The organism is Pseudomonas sp. LBUM920, from assembly GCF_003852315.1.
Lineage (GTDB): Bacteria > Pseudomonadota > Gammaproteobacteria > Pseudomonadales > Pseudomonadaceae > Aquipseudomonas.
In genome coordinates this window covers 1,929,584-1,948,969 of the sequence record NZ_CP027762.1, presented here as the reverse complement: position 1 = coordinate 1,948,969, position 19,386 = coordinate 1,929,584, and the positions used below count along the sequence as shown (strand labels likewise).

General features: G+C 59.9%; 18 protein-coding genes. 12 read left to right on the top strand and 6 right to left on the bottom strand.

Annotated features, from left to right (window positions below; translation table 11 throughout):
• Nucleotides 1-63: 63 nt before the first annotated feature.
• The 8 genes from C4J83_RS09035 (at nucleotide 64) to C4J83_RS09000 (ending at nucleotide 8,854) form a co-directional block, all read left to right on the top strand.
• Complete coding sequence (locus tag C4J83_RS09035) at nucleotides 64-378, top strand: ElaB/YgaM/YqjD family protein (RefSeq protein ID WP_106576799.1); 315 nt, start codon at nucleotides 64-66, stop codon at nucleotides 376-378.
• 4 nt (nucleotides 379-382) lie between these two features.
• Entirely contained in the window at nucleotides 383-769 is a 387-nt protein-coding gene (locus tag C4J83_RS09030; RefSeq protein WP_064451560.1) for a phage holin family protein, read from the top strand.
• Nucleotides 766-1,101: a hypothetical protein gene (locus C4J83_RS09025; protein WP_106576800.1), complete on the top strand. Its 336-nt coding sequence runs from the start codon at nucleotides 766-768 to the stop codon at nucleotides 1,099-1,101. Before C4J83_RS09030 ends, C4J83_RS09025 begins: the two co-directional genes overlap by 4 nt.
• A gap of 92 nt (nucleotides 1,102-1,193) precedes the next feature.
• The gene (locus tag C4J83_RS09020; protein ID WP_124416825.1) at nucleotides 1,194-2,357 is read left to right on the top strand and encodes an EAL domain-containing protein; all 1,164 of its coding nucleotides are present in this window, start codon (nucleotides 1,194-1,196) and stop codon (nucleotides 2,355-2,357) included.
• Between the two features lie 71 nt (nucleotides 2,358-2,428).
• Nucleotides 2,429-3,760: a deoxyguanosinetriphosphate triphosphohydrolase gene (locus C4J83_RS09015; RefSeq protein WP_106576802.1), complete on the top strand. Its 1,332-nt coding sequence runs from the start codon at nucleotides 2,429-2,431 to the stop codon at nucleotides 3,758-3,760.
• Between the two features lie 172 nt (nucleotides 3,761-3,932).
• Nucleotides 3,933-4,328 carry a response regulator gene (locus C4J83_RS09010; protein ID WP_124416824.1) on the top strand — a complete coding sequence of 132 codons (396 nt, stop codon included), beginning with the start codon at nucleotides 3,933-3,935 and terminating at the stop codon, nucleotides 4,326-4,328.
• 255 nt (nucleotides 4,329-4,583) lie between these two features.
• Nucleotides 4,584-5,207 carry a response regulator transcription factor gene (locus C4J83_RS09005; RefSeq protein ID WP_106576804.1) on the top strand — a complete coding sequence of 208 codons (624 nt, stop codon included), beginning with the start codon at nucleotides 4,584-4,586 and terminating at the stop codon, nucleotides 5,205-5,207.
• An 8-nt stretch (nucleotides 5,208-5,215) separates the two neighbouring features.
• The gene (locus C4J83_RS09000) at nucleotides 5,216-8,854 is read left to right on the top strand and encodes a transporter substrate-binding domain-containing protein (protein WP_124416823.1); all 3,639 of its coding nucleotides are present in this window, start codon (nucleotides 5,216-5,218) and stop codon (nucleotides 8,852-8,854) included.
• Between the two features lie 37 nt (nucleotides 8,855-8,891).
• Here C4J83_RS09000 and C4J83_RS08995 read toward each other — a convergent pair whose 3' ends face one another.
• Together C4J83_RS08995 and C4J83_RS08990 are read right to left on the bottom strand one after the other, a co-directional pair.
• Nucleotides 8,892-9,374: a GAF domain-containing protein gene (locus tag C4J83_RS08995; RefSeq protein WP_106576806.1), complete on the bottom strand. Its 483-nt coding sequence runs from the start codon at nucleotides 9,372-9,374 to the stop codon at nucleotides 8,892-8,894.
• Entirely contained in the window at nucleotides 9,371-10,261 is an 891-nt protein-coding gene (locus tag C4J83_RS08990; RefSeq protein ID WP_106576807.1) for an ATP-binding protein, read from the bottom strand. Before C4J83_RS08990 ends, C4J83_RS08995 begins: the two co-directional genes overlap by 4 nt.
• 172 nt (nucleotides 10,262-10,433) lie before the next feature.
• Here C4J83_RS08990 and C4J83_RS08985 point away from each other — a divergent pair, with 172 nt between their 5' ends.
• The gene (locus C4J83_RS08985; protein WP_106577286.1) at nucleotides 10,434-12,743 is read left to right on the top strand and encodes a hybrid sensor histidine kinase/response regulator; all 2,310 of its coding nucleotides are present in this window, start codon (nucleotides 10,434-10,436) and stop codon (nucleotides 12,741-12,743) included.
• Here the strand turns inward: C4J83_RS08985 and C4J83_RS08980 are convergent.
• From C4J83_RS08980 to msrB, 3 genes are all read right to left on the bottom strand, one after another.
• Entirely contained in the window at nucleotides 12,697-13,188 is a 492-nt protein-coding gene (locus C4J83_RS08980; RefSeq protein ID WP_124416822.1) for a MarR family winged helix-turn-helix transcriptional regulator, read from the bottom strand. The two genes, C4J83_RS08985 and C4J83_RS08980, sit on opposite strands and share 47 nt — an antisense overlap.
• Nucleotides 13,185-13,670, bottom strand: a complete 486-nt coding sequence (locus C4J83_RS08975) for a glutathione peroxidase (protein WP_106576809.1) — start codon at nucleotides 13,668-13,670, stop codon at nucleotides 13,185-13,187. The genes C4J83_RS08980 and C4J83_RS08975 overlap by 4 nt, the downstream gene beginning before the upstream one ends.
• Nucleotides 13,671-13,905: 235 nt before the next feature.
• Complete coding sequence (msrB, locus tag C4J83_RS08970; protein WP_106576810.1) at nucleotides 13,906-14,298, bottom strand: peptide-methionine (R)-S-oxide reductase MsrB; 393 nt, start codon at nucleotides 14,296-14,298, stop codon at nucleotides 13,906-13,908.
• 202 nt (nucleotides 14,299-14,500) lie between these two features.
• On the opposite strand from msrB, the gene C4J83_RS08965 reads away from it, so the two are divergent.
• On the top strand, nucleotides 14,501-15,712 hold the full coding sequence (locus C4J83_RS08965) for a pyridoxal phosphate-dependent aminotransferase (protein ID WP_017136168.1): 1,212 nt from the start codon (nucleotides 14,501-14,503) through the stop codon (nucleotides 15,710-15,712).
• Nucleotides 15,713-16,016: 304 nt separating this feature from the next.
• On the top strand, nucleotides 16,017-16,904 hold the full coding sequence (htpX, locus tag C4J83_RS08960) for a protease HtpX (RefSeq protein ID WP_106576811.1): 888 nt from the start codon (nucleotides 16,017-16,019) through the stop codon (nucleotides 16,902-16,904).
• A 762-nt stretch (nucleotides 16,905-17,666) separates the two neighbouring features.
• Here the strand turns inward: htpX and C4J83_RS08955 are convergent.
• The gene (locus C4J83_RS08955) at nucleotides 17,667-18,323 is read right to left on the bottom strand and encodes a thiopurine S-methyltransferase (protein ID WP_124416821.1); all 657 of its coding nucleotides are present in this window, start codon (nucleotides 18,321-18,323) and stop codon (nucleotides 17,667-17,669) included.
• 104 nt (nucleotides 18,324-18,427) lie between these two features.
• Between C4J83_RS08955 and C4J83_RS08950 the strand changes: the two genes are divergently transcribed.
• On the top strand, nucleotides 18,428-19,195 hold the full coding sequence (locus C4J83_RS08950) for a DODA-type extradiol aromatic ring-opening family dioxygenase (RefSeq protein ID WP_124416820.1): 768 nt from the start codon (nucleotides 18,428-18,430) through the stop codon (nucleotides 19,193-19,195).
• The last annotated feature ends 191 nt before the right edge of the window (nucleotides 19,196-19,386 follow it).

The window sequence follows — 19,386 nt, the reverse complement described above, 5'->3', positions numbered from 1 at the left end:
CCGGTGACTCGAAAACAAACGTAACGCACCAGACGCACAGATCAGCCAATCACGGAGATAACCATGGCCCGAAGAACTGCAAAGACTGCTCAAGAAATACTGATGGCGGATTTTCAAACCTTGGTCAGTGACACTGAAAGGTTGCTGGACGACACCGCAGTATTGGCCGGCGACCAGGCCGACGAGCTGCGCACGAAGATCCACGACAGCCTGCTCAAGGCCCGCGAAACCCTGCAACTGACCGAAGATTCCCTGCGTGAACGCGGCCAGGCGGCTGTCACCGCCACCGAAGATTACGTGCAAGCCAACCCTTGGCAGTCAGTCGGCATTGCCGCCGGCGTTGGCTTTCTGATCGGTCTGCTGGCTACAAGGCGCTAATACCATGTCTATCGGCGAATCCGGCTCGTCCACGAGCTCAAGCTCCACTTCCCGACGCCTGGGCGCGGCCGTTCTGGGCTTGCTGCACAGCCACGTCGAATTGTTTGGCATCGAGTTGCAGGAGCAGAAATCCCGCACGGTCAGCTTGCTGCTGTTTGCAGGCCTGGCGCTGGTATTTGCCCTGCTGCTGCTGGTGGGGTTATCGGCGCTGGTGATGATTCTGGTCTGGGACACTTACCGTCTCACCGGGATTATCAGCCTCTGCGTGTTCTACAGCCTGGCCGCAGCATTTTGCGGAGTGCGCTTGAAAGCGGCAATATTCGATGAATCCACGCCCTTCCACGCCACCCTCGAAGAGCTGGCCAATGATCGGGAGCGCCTGCTGCCATGAGCATGACTGAAATCCCGCAAAACACCTCCCGCCGGGAAATGCGCAAGGCGTTGATCCGCCTGCGCATGGAAATGCACCGTCAGGAAATCCGCCATGAGTCTCAGCAACTGATGGTCCCGCTGAACAAAGTGCGTGACCTGCGCCATAACTGGCAGGACAGCCTGGGCATCAAGCATGCGCCGCTGTGGGGCGTGGCTGCAGTGACGCTGATGGGCTTTTTTACCGGCAAGGGCGCCAAGGCCGGCAGTATCAGCAGCGTGACGCGCCTGGTGCGGCTGGGCGCCGGTTTGATCCCGTTGATCAAATTGGCCATGGCAGGGCGCAAGGGTTAATCGCGACTGGCTGCATTCTTGCAAACAGAATCGGCCCGGCCCTCGCTACTGAGGGCCGGGCCTTTTTTCGCCAGCTCTCTTAAGGAGGCCCCGTGATCGACGGGCAACCGCTCGCCTGTTTCCAGCCATTCATCGACACTGCCACCGGGCGCATCGCCGGCGTCGAGGCACTCGGCCGTCTGCGCCAGGCTGATGGCCGCTTGCTGTCAGTCGGCCCGCTGTTTGCCGACCCGCGCACGCCAGGCGTGGCCTTGCGCCGCCTCGACCGGCAGATCCGCGACAATGCCTTGAGCCGCCTGCATGAAGCGCCTGCAGACTGGTTTCTGAGCCTGAACATCTCGCCCCGCTGGATCAACCGTCTGCGCCCCGGCCAAGCCTTGCCCAGCCTGAAGCAGGTGCATGCGCATGGCGTCGATCCGCAGCGCATTGTGTTCGAGATCACCGAACTGGGCGGTGACATCCAGCGTCTGGCCGAGGTGGTGGCGCGCTATCGTGAGGCCGGTGCACGCATTGCCATCGATGACTTCGGTGCCGGCTACTCCCAGCTTGACCGCGTGCTCGCGCTGCAGCCGGATATCCTCAAGCTGGACATGCGCCTGTTCCAGGAAGCCGCCAAGGGCGGACCAAGCAGTGAGGTCGTGCGTGCGCTGGCGCAAATGGCCGAAAAGACGGGCTGCTGGATCATCGCCGAAGGCGTGGAAACCGAGGCGCAGCTGAGCTTCGCCCTGGAATGCGGCGCGCGGTACGTACAGGGTTACCTGTTTGCCCAAGCGCAACTCGACTGGTTTGCCACCGATGCCTTCGTGCCGCAGTTTGCCCGGCTGCGCACGGTTTACGTGCAGCAAAAACTGGCTGAACGCGGCCGCATCATGCAGTTGCGCCTGCAACTGGCCCAGCTGATGCTGATCCTGCAGAACTGGGCACAGGGCCAGGCACCGCTGGAACAGTTACCTCAATTGCCGGATTTCCCCTGGCTGCTGCGCTTTTATCAGTGCGACCGGCATGGCACCCAGCTGACGCCCAACTTCGAATGGCGCCAGGACGCCTGGCAGGCCGACAGCCGCTACCTGGGGCATAACTGGTCGTGGCGCCCCTACTTCTATCACCTGCTGGCCGAAGGCTGGGAGGAGCGACGCCTGACCCTCTCCCAGACTTACCGCGACGCCACCACCAATCAGTATTGCCTGACCGCCGGACAATTCTTCGATAACGGTCAGCGTTTGCTGTTAATCGATATAGACGCGGCCGGCTTGTAGATTTTCGCTTGCCCCGGTGCAGCTGAACCGGGAAGCTGGGAGGGTCATTCACCGCACGGAGAGTACCCGCCTTGGATTGGCCCACCCTGCTTACCCGCGAACGTCTTGGAAAGCCTCTGCACAGCCCGGAAGAACTCGGCCGCAGCCCGTTTCACAAAGACCATGACCGTATTATTTTCTCCGGCGCCTTCCGCCGCCTGGGCCGCAAGACCCAAGTGCACCCGGTGTCCAGCAACGATCATATTCATACGCGCCTGACCCACTCCCTGGAAGTCAGCTGCGTCGGCCGATCCCTCGGCATGCGCGTGGGCGAAACCCTGCGCAGCGCCCTGCCCGACTGGTGCGACCCCAGCGATCTGGGCATGGTCGTGCAATCGGCTTGCCTGGCCCATGACATCGGCAACCCGCCATTCGGGCATTCCGGCGAAGATGCCATCCGCCACTGGTTCCAACAGGCGGCCGGACGCGGCTGGCTGGACGACATGAGCAGCGCCGAGCGCAATGACTTCCTCAATTTCGAAGGCAACGCCCAGGGTTTTCGGGTGCTGACCCAGCTTGAGTACCACCAGTTCGACGGCGGCACTCGCCTGACCTATGCCACCCTGGGCACCTACCTGAAATACCCGTGGACCGCCCGCCACGCCGACTCGCTGGGCTACAAGAAGCATAAGTTCGGCTGTTACCAGAGCGAGCTGCCGATTCTTGAGCAGATCGCTCACAGGCTCGGCCTGCCGCAACTGGAAGAACAACGCTGGGCCCGTCATCCACTGGTGTACCTGATGGAGGCGGCAGACGATATCTGCTACGCCCTGATCGATCTCGAAGACGGCCTGGAAATGGAGTTGCTCGAATACGCCGAGGTCGAGTCGTTGTTGCTCGACCTGGTCGGTGACGACCTGCCCCAGACTTATCGACAACTGGGCGCGCAAGACTCGCGCCGGCGCAAGCTGGCGATTTTGCGCGGCAAGGCCATCGAGCACCTGACCAATGCCGCTGCCCGGGCTTTCGTGGAACAGCAGGATGCGTTGCTGGCCGGCACACTGCCGGGCGATCTGGTGGAGCACATGCATGGCCCCGCCAAGCGTTGCGTGCTGGATGCCAAGGACATGGCCCGCAAGAAAATCTTCCAGGACAAGCGCAAGACCCTGCATGAAATCGGTGCCTACACCACCCTCGAAATCCTCTTGAATGCGTTTTGCGGTGCCGCGCTGGAGCAACATGGCGGGCGCACGCCGTCGTTCAAGAACCGGCGCATCCTCGACCTGCTCGGCAACAGCGCACCGGACCCGGCGTGGCCGTTGCACGCCTCGTTCATGCGCATGATCGACTTTATTGCCGGCATGACCGACAGCTACGCCACCGAGATGGCACGGGAGATGACCGGGCGTTCGAGCCCACAATGACGCTTTCGATCACGCCGCCTGTTCCCCGAACAGAATCTGCCTACGAAGGGAACAGAGCTGCCTGATCGAATTCGTACACTCATTCAAGGAATAATCACGCCCGCTTCTGGCGGACCTGGCGAGCAATTCCTACGCGCCACCCCATCGACGCTTGACTGACCCGTGTGCCCCTATGCCCAGACACCCTCTTCGAATCCTATTGGTGGAGGATCACCCCTTTCAGCTTCTGGCCACCCAGTGCCTGCTTAACACCTTCGGCTTCGACCACCTGACTCTGGCAGAAAATGCCGAACAGGCGATCCGCGCGATGTCTGAGTCCAAAAGGCCATTTGACCTGATGCTGTGCGACCAATGCCTGCCTGATTTACTCGGCCTGGAGCTGGTGGAAATCGCCAGTCGCCAACACTTTATAACCGGCGCCATTCTGCTGAGCGGGCTGCCTTCCTCGGAACTGTTCAACCTGACCACCCAAGCCCTGCAGCGTGGTTTGCCGCTGCTTGGTTATTTATCCAAACCGCTGAATAAAGACGAACTCGAAAAATTGATTGCCCCTCTGGTCCGATTATAAATGTAGGACTTTAAACTCTGCCCCCCTACGAAAACATACCTGAACCAAGCGCTGAATCGCTGGCACTGCCAATGACCGCACTGATTTAAAACTTGCTTACATCCAGCGTCACAAAGCCTTAACAACTGGTAGGCAACTACCTTTTTTCATGTAGGAATTCTCCTGTTTTATACCTGTTCCCACCATGGTTCATGCTCCTCCCTCTTCTTCTGAGCTAATGTGCCCGCTTTATTTGCACTTGCATGGAATGTGATTATGAACACGGTTTTTATCATTGATGACCACCCCGTTATCAGGCTGGCGATCCGCATGTTGCTGGAACATGAGGGTTATAAAGTCGTCGGTGAAACGGACAACGGTTGTGATGCGATACAAATGGTTCGCGAATGCCTGCCGGACTTGATCATTCTGGATATCAGCATTCCCAAACTTGACGGCCTCGAAGTGCTGTGCCGATTCAACGCCATGAACACATCGATGAAAACCCTGATTCTGACCGCCCAGAGCCCGACGCTGTTTGCCACGCGCTGCATGCGCTCGGGCGCGGATGGCTATGTGTGCAAGGAAGGCGACCTGAGCGAACTGCTGAGTGCGATCCGCGCCGTATTGTCGGGCTACAACTATTTTCCCAGCCAGGCGCTCAATGGTAATGCAGACGGCACAGACACGCTGGAACTTGAACTGTTTAAAACAGTGAACGATCGGGAACTGATGGTCTTACAACTTTTCGCACAAGGCCGTACCAATAAGGAAATCGCCAAAGGCATGTTTTTAAGTAACAAAACAGTAAGCACTTACAAAAAAAGGCTGATGCAAAAACTTAAAGCCAAGTCCTTGGTAGAACTTATCGAGATGGCAAAACGAAACGCGCTAGTGTGAGAAAGCGGATGCCCAGCCGTATAAAGGACTATTTGATTATATTAATCGCCGGTGTGTGTTTCAGCACGACGGTGCCTGCGGACCCCGCTCCCGGCCCGGAACACTTCACGCTGTTGAGCCGTGCAAGTGCGGTACAACTGGATGTTCAACTGGACAAGGCCCAGCGCCAGTGGTTACAGAACAAACGCGAGTTGGTGCTCGGCACTTCGGCTCCGGACTACCCGCCCTTCGACCTGACCTCCAGCGGCCGCGACTACGAGGGCCTGACCGCCGACTACGCAGGGCTGTTGGCCCAAGCCCTGGCATTGCCCGTGAAGGTGGTGCGCTACCCCACCCGAGAAGCCTCGATCCACGCGCTTGAAACGGGCGAAATTGACTTGTTGGGCTCCTCCAACGGCTTTGAAGCCGCCAACCCGAATCTCATCCTGTCGCAGCCATACGCGGTGGACCAACCCGTGCTGGTGACCCGTGAGGGTGAAACCTACAACCTGGGCAATGGGCTGGCCGGACTGCGCTTGAGCCTGGTCTACCACTACCTGCCGTTGAGCGAAGTGCAGAAGCTGTATCCAAAGGCCAACATCCGCGCCTACCCCTCGTACCAAAACGCGTTGAATGCGGTGGCGTTCGACCAGGCCGACGTGTTTTTGGGCGACACCATTTCCACCCATTACATGATCAACAAGGGCTACCTGAAAAACATCCGCATGGCCAACTTCGGCAAGCATGAAGCCTACGGCTTCAGCTTTGCGCTGCGCCAGGAACAGCGCACTTTGCTGAGCATCGTCGATTCGGTGCTGGCCGCCATCCCCATCAATGAACGCGACAGTATCGCCAAGCGCTGGAGCGCCGGCAGCGATATCTTGCTGACCGACAAGAAACTGCAGCTGACCCAGCGCGAAGAGCGTTGGCTCAAAGACCATCCGGTGGTGACAGTCGTCGTCAATGAGACCTTCGCACCGCTGACGTTTTTCGACGCCGAAGGCAATTTTCGCGGCATCACCGCAGACTTGCTGGAACTGATACGCCTGCGCACCGGGTTACGTTTCAAGATCCTGCGCAGTCGCGAAGTCAACGCGATGATCGAGCAGGTCACCACCGGTAAAGCCGATATCATCGGGGCCATTGTCCCCAGCGTTGAAAGGGAGGCTTCGCTGAGCTTCAGTCGCCCTTACCTGGAAAACTCCTACGTCCTGCTGACCCGCAAAGAGCCCGGCGCGCCCTCGAACCTGGAGCAGATGGCAGGCAAGCGCCTGGCGATCACCGTGGGCAACCCCTTGGAAAAAATCCTCACGCAGGACTTCCCGCAGATTCGCCTGGTGGAGGTCAGCGACACCTTCAAGGCATCCGAAATGCTGGCCCAAGGCAATGTGGAAGGTGCCGTCAACTCGCTGGTGATCGCCAACTACTTCCTGTCCTCCCAGGTTTTCCAGGACAAACTGCAGATCAGCACCAGTATTGGCACCCTCCCCGCCACGTTCGCCCTGGCAACACCTCGCCGCGCCGTCGAATTGAGTTCAATCCTGGACAAGGCCCTGCTGAGCATTGCTCCAGACGAAATGGGCGTGATCAACAGTCGCTGGCGAGGCTACACCGCCGCCCCCGACAGTTACTGGCGCAATTACCACCAGTTGATCGCGCAAATCATCGTCGGCACCGGGCTGTTGCTGCTGATTTCACTGACCTGGAACGCCCACATGCGCCGCCAGATCAAACATCGAAAAATGGCCGAGCGCGCCCTTAACGATCAGTTTGAGTTCATGCGCGCATTGGTCAACGAAACCCCGCACCCGATCTATGTGCGTGATCGAAACGGCCTGTTGCAAACCTGTAATGACAGTTACTTGCAGGTCTTCGACGTCAAGCGTGAAGACGTGATCGGCAAGAGCGTGATCCAGATGGACATGGCCCGGGAATCGGAAGCCGCGCAATACCACGCGGACTACCAGCAAGTCGTGGCGCAAGGCAACCCACTGATTCTCGACCGCACCCTGCACCTGCACGGAAAAAAACTGACGATCTATCACTGGATTCTTCCTTACCGTGACTCCGTCGGTGAAGTCCAGGGCATCATCGGGGGCTGGATCGACATCAGTGAGCGGCGCCAGCTGTTCGACGAGTTGCGCGCCGCCAAGGAACGCGCCGATGAAGCGAACCGGGCCAAAAGCACCTTCCTTGCCACCATGAGCCATGAAATCCGCACGCCGATGAATGCCGTGATCGGCATGCTGGAGTTGACCCTCAAGCGGGCTGACCAGGGTCATCTCGACCGCCCCGCGATCGAAGTGGCCTACAACTCGGCCAAAGACCTGCTGGAATTGATCGGCGATATTCTGGACATCGCGCGCATCGAGTCCGGCCGTTTGAGCCTGGCGCCGGAACGCGTGAACCTGCGGGAAGTCATCGAATCGGTGGTGCGCGTGTTCGACGGCCTGGCACGGCAGAAAACCCTCAGCCTGCTGCTGGAGTTCAAGCCCGAGCAGGATGACACCGAGGTGCTGATCGACCCGTTACGCTTCAAACAGGTGCTGTCCAACCTGGTGAGCAATGCGATCAAGTTCACCGAGCGCGGGCGGGTGCACATCAAGGTGGACGTGCAACCCACCGATCAACCGCAGCAGGTCGAAATGAAACTGGTGGTCGAGGACACCGGCATCGGTATCAGTCGCGACGACCAACTGCGCCTGTTCGAGCCGTTTGCCCAGGCCGACAACTCCGGGCACCTGGCCAGAAGCGGCGCCGGCCTGGGGCTGGTGATCTGCCGAAGCCTGTGCGCGATGATGGGCGGGCAACTGAGCCTGAGCAGTGTGCCGATGGTGGGCACCCAAGTGCATGTCAACTTGACAATGCCCCGCCTGCAGCCGGTCCAGCCCGTGGGAGAACTCAAACCCGCGCCCCCGGCGTTTGCGCCGGTGCTCAACGTATTGGTGGTGGATGACCATCCCGCGAACCGCCTGCTGATGTGTCAGCAACTGGGTTACCTGGGGCATCAGTTCACCGCAGCCCAGCACGGTGCCGCCGGCTTCAAGGCATGGCGTCAGGAACGCTTCGACCTGGTCATCGCCGACTGCAACATGCCGATCATGAACGGCTACGAATTGACCCGCTCGATCCGTGAGTATGAACAGCGCGAACAGCTGCCGGCCTGCGTCGTGCTGGGCTTCACCGCCAATGCTCAGCCGGAAGAGAAACTGCGCTGCGCGCAAGCGGGCATGAACGACTGCCTGTTCAAGCCAATCAGCCTGACGGTGCTGGAGCGGCAACTGGCGCAGATCGGCCAGCAACCCGGCGGTGTGAGGCTCGACCTCAGCAGCCTGGAGGCGCTTACGGGCGGCGACCCACAGCTGAGTCGCCGCCTGCTCGAGGAATTGCTTAACAGCAGCCGTAATGACCGTCAGGAACTGACCGCCATGTTGGCGCAACAGGCATCGCCCCAGGCCATCATTGACCAGGCCCACAAGATCAAGGGAGCTGCGCGCATCGTGCAGGCCGCTGCGCTGGCCGGCGAATGTGAAGCGCTGGAGCACGCCTGCGCGCAAGGTGAAGATCGGCCGAGGATCGAAACCGGCATCAAGACCCTGGAAAAATGCATGCTTGAATTGGAGAGGATGCTGCAGGTGCGCCTTAATGAACTGGACGCCTTGCGATAGGCAGGGCGAGTGTTTGCACTCTCCCTGCCGCCATCGGTCAGCAGTCGGTCAGACGCAGGAAGATCGCTGCCAGCTGTTCGATGCCCGCCTGGTCCTGCGCGGTAAAGCGCGACAGCGACGGGCTGTCCAGATCAAGGACGCCAATCAGTTGGCCGTCCTTGACCAGGGGCACCACCAGTTCGCTGTTGGAAGCGCTGTCACAGGCGATATGCCCAGGGAACGCGTGAACGTCCTCCACCCGCTGGGTTTGCCGCGATGCCGCCGCCGCGCCGCACACCCCACGACCGAACGGAATGCGCACGCAGGCAATCTGGCCCTGGAACGGGCCAAGCACCAGCTCTTCGTTGCGGTTGAGGTAGAAGCCGGCCCAGTTCAGGTCATCCAGCTGGTTGAACAGAAACGCAGAGAACTGCGCGCTGTTGGCGATGAAGTCGCGTTCATCGGCCAACAGCGACTCCAGTTGCGCACACAGCATTGCATAGCCATCCAGGCCCGTGCCGGCCTGTTGCAAATCGATCATGGTTGACGCTCCAACAACTTGAGACCCACCCAGTAACGGGCGAATTGATACGCGCACCGGCCATTGCGGTTGCCGCGCCCGGTGGCCCAACGTACGGCCAAAATATCCAGCGCTTCATCGCGCTGCCATTGCAAACCGGCCTTGCTGGCCAGTTCGCCAATCCAGTGCTCGACCACGTTCAGGAAATGTTCCTGAGAGAACGGGTAGAAAGACAACCACAGGCCGAACCGGTCGGACAGGGCGATTTTATCTTCAACGGCCTCGCTGGGGTGCAGCTCGCCGTCCACGCGTTTCCAGTTGTCATTGTCGCTCTGGTTTTCCGGCACCAGGTGACGACGGTTGGACGTGGCATACAACAGCACGTTTTCCGGCGCCTGCTCCAGCGAGCCGTCCAGCACACTCTTGAGCACGCGGTAGTCGCCCTCGCCGGCCTCGAACGACAAGTCGTCGCAGAACAGGATGAACCGCTGCGGCAGCTTGAGCAGTTGCTCGACCACGCGCGGCAAGTCGGCCAGGTGATCGCGCTCGATTTCAATCAGGCGCAAGCCGGCCTTGGCGTGCTGGGCGAGCAAGGCGCGCACCATTGACGATTTACCCGTGCCGCGCGAACCCCACAGCAGCGCGTGGTTGGCGGGCAGGCCTTCGAGAAACTGCTGGGTGTTGCGAGCCAGTTGTTCGCGTTGCTTGTCCACACCGATCAGGTCGCTAAGGCGCATGTCCAGGCTGACTTCCAGGGGCAGCAAAAAGCCGCTGCGGCCTTCGCGCTGCCAACGGGCGGCGAGGCACTGGTCCCAGTCGATGGCTTGACGGGGCGCCGGCAACAACGGTTCCAGGCGTGCAAGTACCGCATCGGCACGCTCAAGAAAGGCATTCAATCGATTATCCACGACTATTCCTCTGGCAAGTTCTTGCAAAAGATGGCGTATTGGCAACCCTGCGGCACACCGCGACAGGGCTGCACCTGTAAAAAAATCAACGATTATGCCGAGCAAGCCAAAGCCGGTGGATGTTCAGCTATGCTTGCCGGGCGAAGGGAAACGTGAAGTGGTTCAACACCCGATGGATATCAAGTTCGCCCACCGCTTGTCTTATAAACAAGCTCGATTGACTGTGCTGGTCGGTTTCGTCTTGGGAACCTTGCTCAGTCTGATCCAAATCGGCATTGATTATGCCAGCGAAGACGCATCCATCAACCGTGAAATACGCTCGCTGATCGAAATCAGCCATAACCCCGCCTCCCGTATCGCCTACAACATCGACGCCGAACTCGCCCAGGAACTGACGCTGGGCCTGCTGCACTCCCCGGCGATCACCCGTGCGCAATTGGTCGACAACAATGGCGTGGTACTGGCCGACGTCGATCGCCCGCGCAAGGAAAGCACCTACCGCCCCATCAGCGATTTTCTGTTTGGCGCCAACCGCCAGTTTGAGGACCGGTTGTTCCTGAGCCACATGCCTAATGATTCCTTGGGCGTGTTGCGCCTGGACGTCGACACTTACGCCTTCGGCAGCCGCTTCCTGCACCGCGCCGAGATCACACTGCTTAACGGTTTTGCCCGCAGCCTGCTGCTGACCGGCATCCTGTTGGGCCTGTTTTACGTGATGCTGACCCAACCGCTGGTGCGCATTATTCGCGCGCTGAGCACCAGCAAACAGGCACACCTGGATTGCCCGCCAGGGCACGAAAACGACGAAATCGGTGTGCTGGTCAGTGTCGCCAACCAGCAATTCGAAAACATGGAGACCGAAATCCAGCAGCGCCGCCACGCCGAGGATCGACTCACCGAGTACCTGGGCCAGCTGGAAGATATCGTCTCCGCACGCACACTGGAGCTCAAGGCCAGCAACCAACGCCTGAGCCAGTCCAATGATGAGTTGGAGGCTGCGAAGATGACGGCGCTGGGCATGGCCCAGGCACGGGCGGCGTTCCTGGCCAACATGAGCCACGAGATTCGCACGCCGCTCAACGGCCTGCTGGGCATGATCGCCCTCTCGCTGGACAGCCCGTTGAATGCCGAGCAGCGTCAGCAACTGTCGATTGCCCATGACTCCGGCAAAGTGCTGGTGGAGTTGCTCAACGATATCCTCGACCTGTCCAAGTTTGATGCCGGCCAGCTGGAGCTGGAGCGTATCCCGTTCGATCTCAGCTCGCTGGTGGAAGACACCGCCAACCTGCTGTCGCAGAACGCAGCACCGAGCGTTGAACTGACGTGCTTGATCGACCCGCTGTTTCCCGCCCAAGTGATTGGCGACCCGACACGTGTGCGGCAAATCGTCAGCAACTTGCTCTCCAACGCCTTGAAGTTCACGCGCTTTGGCCGCGTCGACGTGCGCCTGAGCGCCAGTGAGGGCCGGGTGAAGATTGAAGTGTGCGATACCGGTATCGGCATCGCTCAGGATGCGCAGGTGAAGATATTCCAGCCGTTTACCCAGGCCGGCGCAGGCATCACCCGCCAGTTTGGTGGCACGGGGCTGGGGCTGGCGTTGACGCATAATCTGTGTGAAGCGATGAAGGGCCGGCTGAGCATCAGCTCGGAAGTCGGGTTTGGCAGCCAGTTCTGCGCCGACCTGCCACTGCCCACGCATTTGCCCGCCACTCGTTACGCGCCGCTGGCAGGCGAAGTCATCGCCATCACCAGCGCGGGTAGCGGCCTGACAGAATTGCTCAGCACCCTGTTGCCTCACTGGGGGCTGGCGCCGCGCGTTTACTCTCAAGACGACGACCTGAGCGGGCAACACCCTGACCTGTTGATCACCGATTGCCCGGAGTGCCTGTTCCGCCTGCGCCCAGCCATCAAGGCACCCATTCTGCTGGTCACCGCCTACGGCAACTTTATGCCCAGTGAGGAAGTGGCAGCCCTGGCGCCGCTGCAGCAACAGGCGCGCCCTTTGAGCCGCAACGCGCTGTATCAGATCCTGCAACGCAATTTGCGCAGCGACGCGCCACTGATCCTCGACCCGATCCAGATGGAAGCCGCGCCGTTTACGCACCGGGCGCGCATCCTGCTGGTGGAGGACAACCCGGTCAATCAACTGGTGGCCAAAGGCATGCTCAGCAAGCTCGGCTGCGAAGTGGTGGTGGCCGCGCACGGTGGCGAAGCGCTCAAGTTCCTTGAAGAGCAGCGCTTTGACATGGTGCTGATGGACTGCAACATGCCGGTAATGAATGGCTACGAGGCCAGCCGGCAGATTCGCCGCAGCGGGCGCTGGCCCGATTTGCCCATTGTCGCCTTGACGGCCAACGCCCTCTCGGAAGAGCGCGAGCGTTGCCGGGCCGCGGGCATGGATGACTATCTGGCCAAACCGTTCCGCCGCGAAGAACTCAAGGCTCTGCTGGACCTGTGGGTGCCGCAGACGACAAGCCTTTGATCTGCGCCAGTAACTGGTCCAGGCCTGCGCGCAAAGCGTCGGCCTGGTTCAAGTCAATGCCGCTGTCACACAGCAAGCGGGTTTTCAGGCGGTGAGTCTGGTCGCGTAACTGCACACCGGCCTGAGTCAGACCCAGGTGCACTTCCCGCTCATCCCGTGCGCTGCGTTGGCGGCTCACCAGATCGAGCTGCTCAAGACGCTTGAGCAGCGGCGTCAATGTGCCCGAATGGAGCATCAGCCGCTCGCCCAACGCCTTGACGGTCGGCTGCGGCGCAGTTGCCTCGTGCCATTCCCACAGCACCAGCATGACCACGTACTGCGGATAGGTCAGGCCCAACTGGTCAAGCATCGGTTTATAGGCACGCGTCACCGCCCGTGAGGCAGCGTAGAGCTTGAAACACAGTTGGTCGTCCAGTGCCAGGGACACGGCGGATACATCGATCATTTGAGCAGGGCTTCAATCTCTTGGGTCAGGTCCTGGGGCTTGGTGGTCGGGGCAAAACGCTTGACCACCTGACCGTCACGACCGATCAGGAATTTGGTGAAATTCCACTTGATGCCCTTGGACCCCAGCAAGCCCGGCGCTTGTTTTTTAAGCTGCACGAACAGCGGGTGGGCCTCGCTGCCGTTGACGTCGATCTTCTTGAACAGCGGGAAACTGACACCGAAATTCAATTCGCAGAACTCGGAAATCGCGCCTTCGTTGCCGGGCTCCTGCTTGCCGAATTGGTTGCAGGGGAACCCCAGCACCACCAGGCCCTGGTCCTTGTACTGCTGCCAGAGTTGCTCGAGGCCTTTGTACTGCGGAGTGAAACCACATTTGCTGGCGGTGTTGACCACCAAAATGGCCTTGCCGGCGAAGTCGGCCAAGGTCTTTTGCTCACCTTTGATGGTGGTGCACGGGATGCTCAGCAGGTTGGTGCTCATGGCAGTGCCTCAAACAGGGGGAAGACCTGGAAAGATAGTAGGCAATTTAATTGTGTGCAATTTAATTGACCGCATTGATGAGGCCCTATTTGCTCACATCAATCCCTTCATTCATGCTCAATACAACAGTGGGAGCGGGCTTGCTCGCGAATGCGGTGTGTCAGCCAGCTCATTGGTCACTGACACACTGCATTCGCGAGCAAGCCCGCTCCCACATGGAAGGGTGCTGCCTGCCCTAGCGCGGGACGAGGTCCAGGCACACCGAGTTGATGCAGTACCGCAAACCCGTCGGCGGCGGACCATCCGGGAACACATGCCCCAGGTGCGCATCGCACTTGGCGCAGGTGACTTCGGTGCGGACCATGCCGTGGCTGACGTCGCGGATCTCGATCATCGCGCTGTCGGCAATCGGCGCGTAGAAGCTCGGCCAGCCGCAACCGGAATCAAACTTGGTGCTGGAATCGAACAGCGGCTCATTGCAACAGATGCAGTGATACACACCGTCGGTCTTGGTTTCGTTGTATTTGCCGCTGAAAGGGCGCTCGGTGCCCTTGAGACGACACACCTGATACTGCGCGGGGTCGAGCATGTCCCGCCACTCATCCAGGGTTTTCTGCAACTTATCCATCAATCCACCTCGGCAACTGAAAAAGCCTGATCTGTATCTTTTCCACGGAACAGGCGGCACGTATGATTGCGCCTCTTCAAAACGCCAGTCTGGCACCCGCGCTACCGGCATTCAAACGTATTTATGGGTGCAGGCCTCGCAGGATTCGCAGTACGGTAGTGTCCACGCCGTCTGGATCGTTCATTTTCAGGATCACATCGCCATGCAGGTCAGCAAATCGAACAAGCTCGCCAACGTCTGCTACGACATTCGCGGCCCAGTGCTCAAGCACGCCAAACGCCTGGAAGAGGAAGGCCATCGCATCCTCAAGCTGAACATTGGCAACCCGGCGCCGTTTGGTTTCGAAGCGCCGGACGAAATCCTCCAGGACGTGATCCGCAACCTGCCGACCGCCCAGGGCTACAGCGATTCGAAAGGCTTGTTCAGCGCGCGTAAAGCCGTGATGCAGTACTACCAACAGAAACAGGTGGAAGGTGTCGGCATCGAAGACATCTACCTGGGCAACGGCGTGTCCGAGCTGATCGTGATGTCCATGCAGGCCTTGCTCAACAACGGCGACGAAGTGCTGGTGCCGGCGCCCGACTACCCGCTGTGGACCGCTGCCGTGACCCTGGCTGGCGGCCACCCGGTGCACTACCTGTGCGATGAAGGCGCCGACTGGTTCCCGGACCTGGCCGACATCAAGGCCAAGATCACGCCGAACACCAAGGCCCTGGTGATCATCAACCCGAACAATCCGACCGGCGCCGTGTACTCCAAGGAAGTGTTGCTGGGCATGCTCGAGCTGGCACGCCAGCACAACCTGGTGGTGTTCTCCGACGAGATCTACGACAAGATCCTCTACGACGACGCCGTGCACATCTGCACCGGCTCCCTGGCGCCGGACCTGCTGTGCCTGACCTTCAATGGCCTGTCCAAATCCTACCGCGTGGCGGGTTTCCGCTCCGGCTGGATCGCCATCTCCGGGCCCAAGCACAACGCCCAGAGCTACATCGAAGGCATCGACATGCTGGCCAATATGCGCCTGTGTGCCAACGTGCCGAGCCAGCATGCGATCCAGACCGCCCTCGGCGGCTACCAGAGCATCAACGACCTGGTGCTGCCCCAGGGCCGCCTGCTGGAGCAGCGCAACCGCACCTGGGAGCTGCTCAACGCGATCCCCGGCGTCAGCTGCGTGAAACCCATGGGCGCGCTGTATGCGTTCCCGCGGATCGACCCGAAAGTCTGCCCGATCCTCAACGACGAGAAATTCGTGCTCGACCTGCTGCTGTCGGAAAAGCTGCTGGTGGTCCAGGGAACGGCGTTCAACTGGCCGTGGCCGGATCACTTCCGCGTGGTGACATTGCCGCGAGTGGATGACCTGGACATGGCCATTGGTCGCATCGGCAACTTCCTCAAGTCTTATCGCCAATAGCGCGCATGCCGCCGTACGACCGACATTCGGTCGTACGGTGAGTATCTGGCAACACTTCTCTACGCTGCGCGCCCTCCTCCCAGCCGCTGCACGCCACGGACCGGTCAGCCTCCTATAATTACGGGGTGCGAAGGCTTGAATGGGGTGATCGCGGTGGGCTTTTCGGCTCGGAAAATCCTTTCAAGGCTCTACATTCAGGCTGTAGGACACAGTTTGAAATAGTCGCTCGGTTGAATCGCCCCAGGCCGCACCTTATATACCCCGCAGTACGCGACATATTAAGCATGAGGAGAATTCTACAACCATGATGCGCATCCTGCTGTTCTTGGCCACTAACCTGGCGGTCGTGCTGATTGCCAGCATCACCCTGAGCCTATTCGGCTTCAACGGGTTCATGGCGGCCAACGGGGTTGATCTGAACCTCAATCAGCTGCTGGTCTTCTGTGCAGTCTTTGGTTTTGCCGGCTCGATCTTCTCGCTGTTCATCTCCAAATGGATGGCGAAGATGAGCACCAGCACCCAGGTCATCACCCAGCCACGCACCCGCCATGAGCAATGGTTGCTGCAGACCGTTGAGCAGTTGTCCCGCGAGGCTGGCATCAAGATGCCTGAAGTCGGGATCTTCCCGGCGTATGAGGCCAACGCCTTTGCCACCGGCTGGAACAAGAACGACGCCCTTGTTGCGGTGAGCCAGGGCATGCTCGAACGCTTCTCCTACGACGAAGTGAAGGCGGTACTGGCTCACGAGATCGGCCACGTGGCCAACGGCGACATGGTTACCCTGGCGCTGGTACAAGGCGTGGTGAACACCTTCGTGATGTTCTTTGCGCGAATCATCGGCAACTTCGTCGACAAGGTGATCTTCAAGAACGAAGAAGGCCGCGGCATTGCCTACTTCGTGGCGACCATCTTTGCCGAGGTGGTGCTGGGCTTCCTGGCCAGCGCGATCACCATGTGGTTCTCGCGCAAACGCGAGTTCCGCGCGGACGAAGCCGGTGCCCGCCTGGCCGGTACCGGCGCGATGATTGCAGCACTGCAACACTTGCGCTCCGAACAAGGCCTGCCAGTGCACATGCCGGACAGCCTGACGGCGTTTGGTATCAACGGTGGCATCAAGCAAGGTTTTGCTCGCATGTTCATGAGCCACCCGCCGCTGGAAGAGCGGATCGACGCACTGCGTCGCCGGGGCTGATAGCTAAGCAGTAACGCAAAAAGAGGGGCGATCTGATCGCCCCTTTTTTTGTGGGTGCGTGCTGGGTACAGAGGAGATGGGCGCCGCTCTTACAGCGGGTCACTTCGCAAAAGCACCAAAGAAGCTCAACTCAACCCAATGTGGGAGCTGGCTTGCCTGCGATGGCATCGACGGGTTATGCCTGACACACCGAGTTGCCTGCATCGCAGGCAAGCCAGCTCCCACAGAAAAGCCAAGCCGTGCGGTGCTGGGAGCTGTACTCGGTCAACGTGTGGGAGCGGGCTTGCTCGCGAAGGCGGTGGGTCAGTCAGCTCATGTGTCACTGGCACACCGCCTTCGCGAGCAAGCCCGCTCCCACATTGGGTTCTCAGTGCATCAGGTAGAAGTGCGTTGCTGTGCTGTTGATCTGCTTTTGCTTCTACCACTCAGGTCGGCTACCACACCGCCGTGCTCTGCTTTTGACTTTGAGCTGACAGGCCCCGTCAACCACCCTGGCCGAACGCAGGCTTGAAACCGTGGCTAACCCGCCAGGACGCCGGGTTAGCCGTGTTGGGCAAGGGATGGCCCATCACGGCGGCCCACGGATTCAAACGGAGCGAGACACCAAGTGGTGGGGCGAAGACCTTTTAGTTACTTTTGGCTGGGCCGGCATTCCGGGCGTTTGCCAAAAGTGACCCGCTGTAAGAGCGCAACCGCCAGCCGCCGTGACCGCAGCAACGGATATGCACTCAATCACCCGAAAGAAACCAGCCAGCGCAACAATCAACCCTTTGTAACCCGATAAACCCGCTCTTCCAGTCGCGTGACCCCGTCCTGCACAAACTTCCAACTCTCGCCCAGGATGTCCTGCTCTTCCAGCACCTGCACAGACCAATGCCCCCCCAGCAACAGCTTCACCTCTTCATCAGCGACGGCAAACGGCGGCCCGGCCTTTTGTGTCTGATCGTAGTCGAGGGTGATCAGCAAACCCTGACAGCCCGGACGCAACAAGGCATTCAGATGCTCCGCGTACTGCGCCCGCATCAACGGCGGCAACGCGATCAGTGCCGCGCGATCGTAAAGCGCGGAGCAATCGGCCAGCGCTTCGGCGTCCAAGGCAAAGAAATCGCCGCACCACACCTCGATCAAGTCTGCCCGGTACACCTTGAACACGCCACGCTGGCTGATCCTAGGCACCAGCCCTTGCTCACTGAAAAACGCCTCCACCGCCTGCTCGGACAGCTCCACACCCAACACGCGATACCCCAAGCTTGCCAGCCACATCAGATCCAGGCTTTTGCCGCACAGCGGCACCAACACCTTTGCCCCTTCAGCCAAGGCCAGTTTTGGCCAGTGGCGTTGCAGGTAGGGGTTGACCTCGGGCAGATGAAAACCAATCTGGTTGCGTGCCCAACGCTCTTGCCAAAACTTAGGCTCCATGGAATCACCCTGAAAATTCGATCAAAAGGCGCTAAAACTTATATTAGATTTAGATCAATGATCTGATTGAAGATGGTCCCATATTAACGCTCAGGACCCCTTTTATGTTCCCCAGCCTGTTTGTCTCCCACGGTTCGCCCATGCTCGCCCTGCAACCCGGTGCCAGCGGCCCGGCACTCAAGCGCCTGGCGGCCGAACTGCCACGGCCAACAGCCATTGTGGTGGTCTCGGCGCACTGGGAAAGCCAGGGCCTGCTCGTTACTGGCAGCGCCGCGCCCGAGACTTGGCACGATTTCGGCGGCTTCCCACGGGAATTGTTCGCCGTGCAGTACCCCGCACCCGGTGACCCGCAATTGGCAGCCCAGATAATCGAACTGCTCAAGGCTGATAGCCTGGAGGCGCGCATCGATGATCAGCGCCCGTTCGACCATGGCACCTGGGTGCCCCTGTCACTGATGTACCCGGCAGCCGATATCCCGGTGGTGCAGGTGTCGCTGCCCAGCCGCATGGGCCCTGCCCTGCAGACCCGAGTCGGGCATGCGCTGGCCAGCCTGCGCGAACAAGGTGTGCTATTGATCGGCTCTGGCAGCATCACCCATAACCTGGGCGAGCTGAACTGGCAGGCCGGACCTGAGAGCATTGAGCCTTGGGCGCGCGATTTCCGCGACTGGGTAGTGGACAAACTCGCCGCCAACGACGAGGCGGCCTTGCACGACTATCGCCGCCAGGCGCCGCATGCCGTGCGCAGCCATCCGAGTGAAGAGCACCTGTTGCCGCTGTATTTTGCGCGGGGCGCGGGTGGCGCATTCAGCGTGGCGCACCAGGGGTTCACCATGGGTGCGCTCGGGATGGACATCTACCGCTTCGGCTAACACAGATCTAAAGGTGGGAGCGGGCTTGCTCGCGAATGCAGGGTGTCAGTCACCGGGAATATTGACTGATCCACCGCATTCGCGAGCAAGCCCGCTTGTGACTTGATCGAGTACTGGTCCAAACCTCAAATCCAGGCAAAAAAAATCCCCGAACCAGTCGGGGATTTTTTTTGTGCGATCAATCAGCCCAA

Coding starts and splice junctions, on each gene's coding strand:
- C4J83_RS09035 (WP_106576799.1), top strand. CDS start 64: ATGGCCCGAAGAACTGCAAAGACTGCTCAAGAAATACTGATGGCGGAT.
- C4J83_RS09030 (WP_064451560.1), top strand. CDS start 383: ATGTCTATCGGCGAATCCGGCTCGTCCACGAGCTCAAGCTCCACTTCC.
- C4J83_RS09025 (WP_106576800.1), top strand. CDS start 766: ATGAGCATGACTGAAATCCCGCAAAACACCTCCCGCCGGGAAATGCGC.
- C4J83_RS09010 (WP_124416824.1), top strand. CDS start 3,933: ATGCCCAGACACCCTCTTCGAATCCTATTGGTGGAGGATCACCCCTTT.
- C4J83_RS09005 (WP_106576804.1), top strand. CDS start 4,584: ATGAACACGGTTTTTATCATTGATGACCACCCCGTTATCAGGCTGGCG.
- C4J83_RS09000 (WP_124416823.1), top strand. CDS start 5,216: ATGCCCAGCCGTATAAAGGACTATTTGATTATATTAATCGCCGGTGTG.
- C4J83_RS08995 (WP_106576806.1), bottom strand. CDS start 9,374: ATGATCGATTTGCAACAGGCCGGCACGGGCCTGGATGGCTATGCAATG.
- C4J83_RS08985 (WP_106577286.1), top strand. CDS start 10,434: ATGGATATCAAGTTCGCCCACCGCTTGTCTTATAAACAAGCTCGATTG.
- C4J83_RS08980 (WP_124416822.1), bottom strand. CDS start 13,188: ATGATCGATGTATCCGCCGTGTCCCTGGCACTGGACGACCAACTGTGT.
- C4J83_RS08975 (WP_106576809.1), bottom strand. CDS start 13,670: ATGAGCACCAACCTGCTGAGCATCCCGTGCACCACCATCAAAGGTGAG.
- msrB (WP_106576810.1), bottom strand. CDS start 14,298: ATGGATAAGTTGCAGAAAACCCTGGATGAGTGGCGGGACATGCTCGAC.
- C4J83_RS08965 (WP_017136168.1), top strand. CDS start 14,501: ATGCAGGTCAGCAAATCGAACAAGCTCGCCAACGTCTGCTACGACATT.
- htpX (WP_106576811.1), top strand. CDS start 16,017: ATGATGCGCATCCTGCTGTTCTTGGCCACTAACCTGGCGGTCGTGCTG.
- C4J83_RS08955 (WP_124416821.1), bottom strand. CDS start 18,323: ATGGAGCCTAAGTTTTGGCAAGAGCGTTGGGCACGCAACCAGATTGGT.
- C4J83_RS08950 (WP_124416820.1), top strand. CDS start 18,428: ATGTTCCCCAGCCTGTTTGTCTCCCACGGTTCGCCCATGCTCGCCCTG.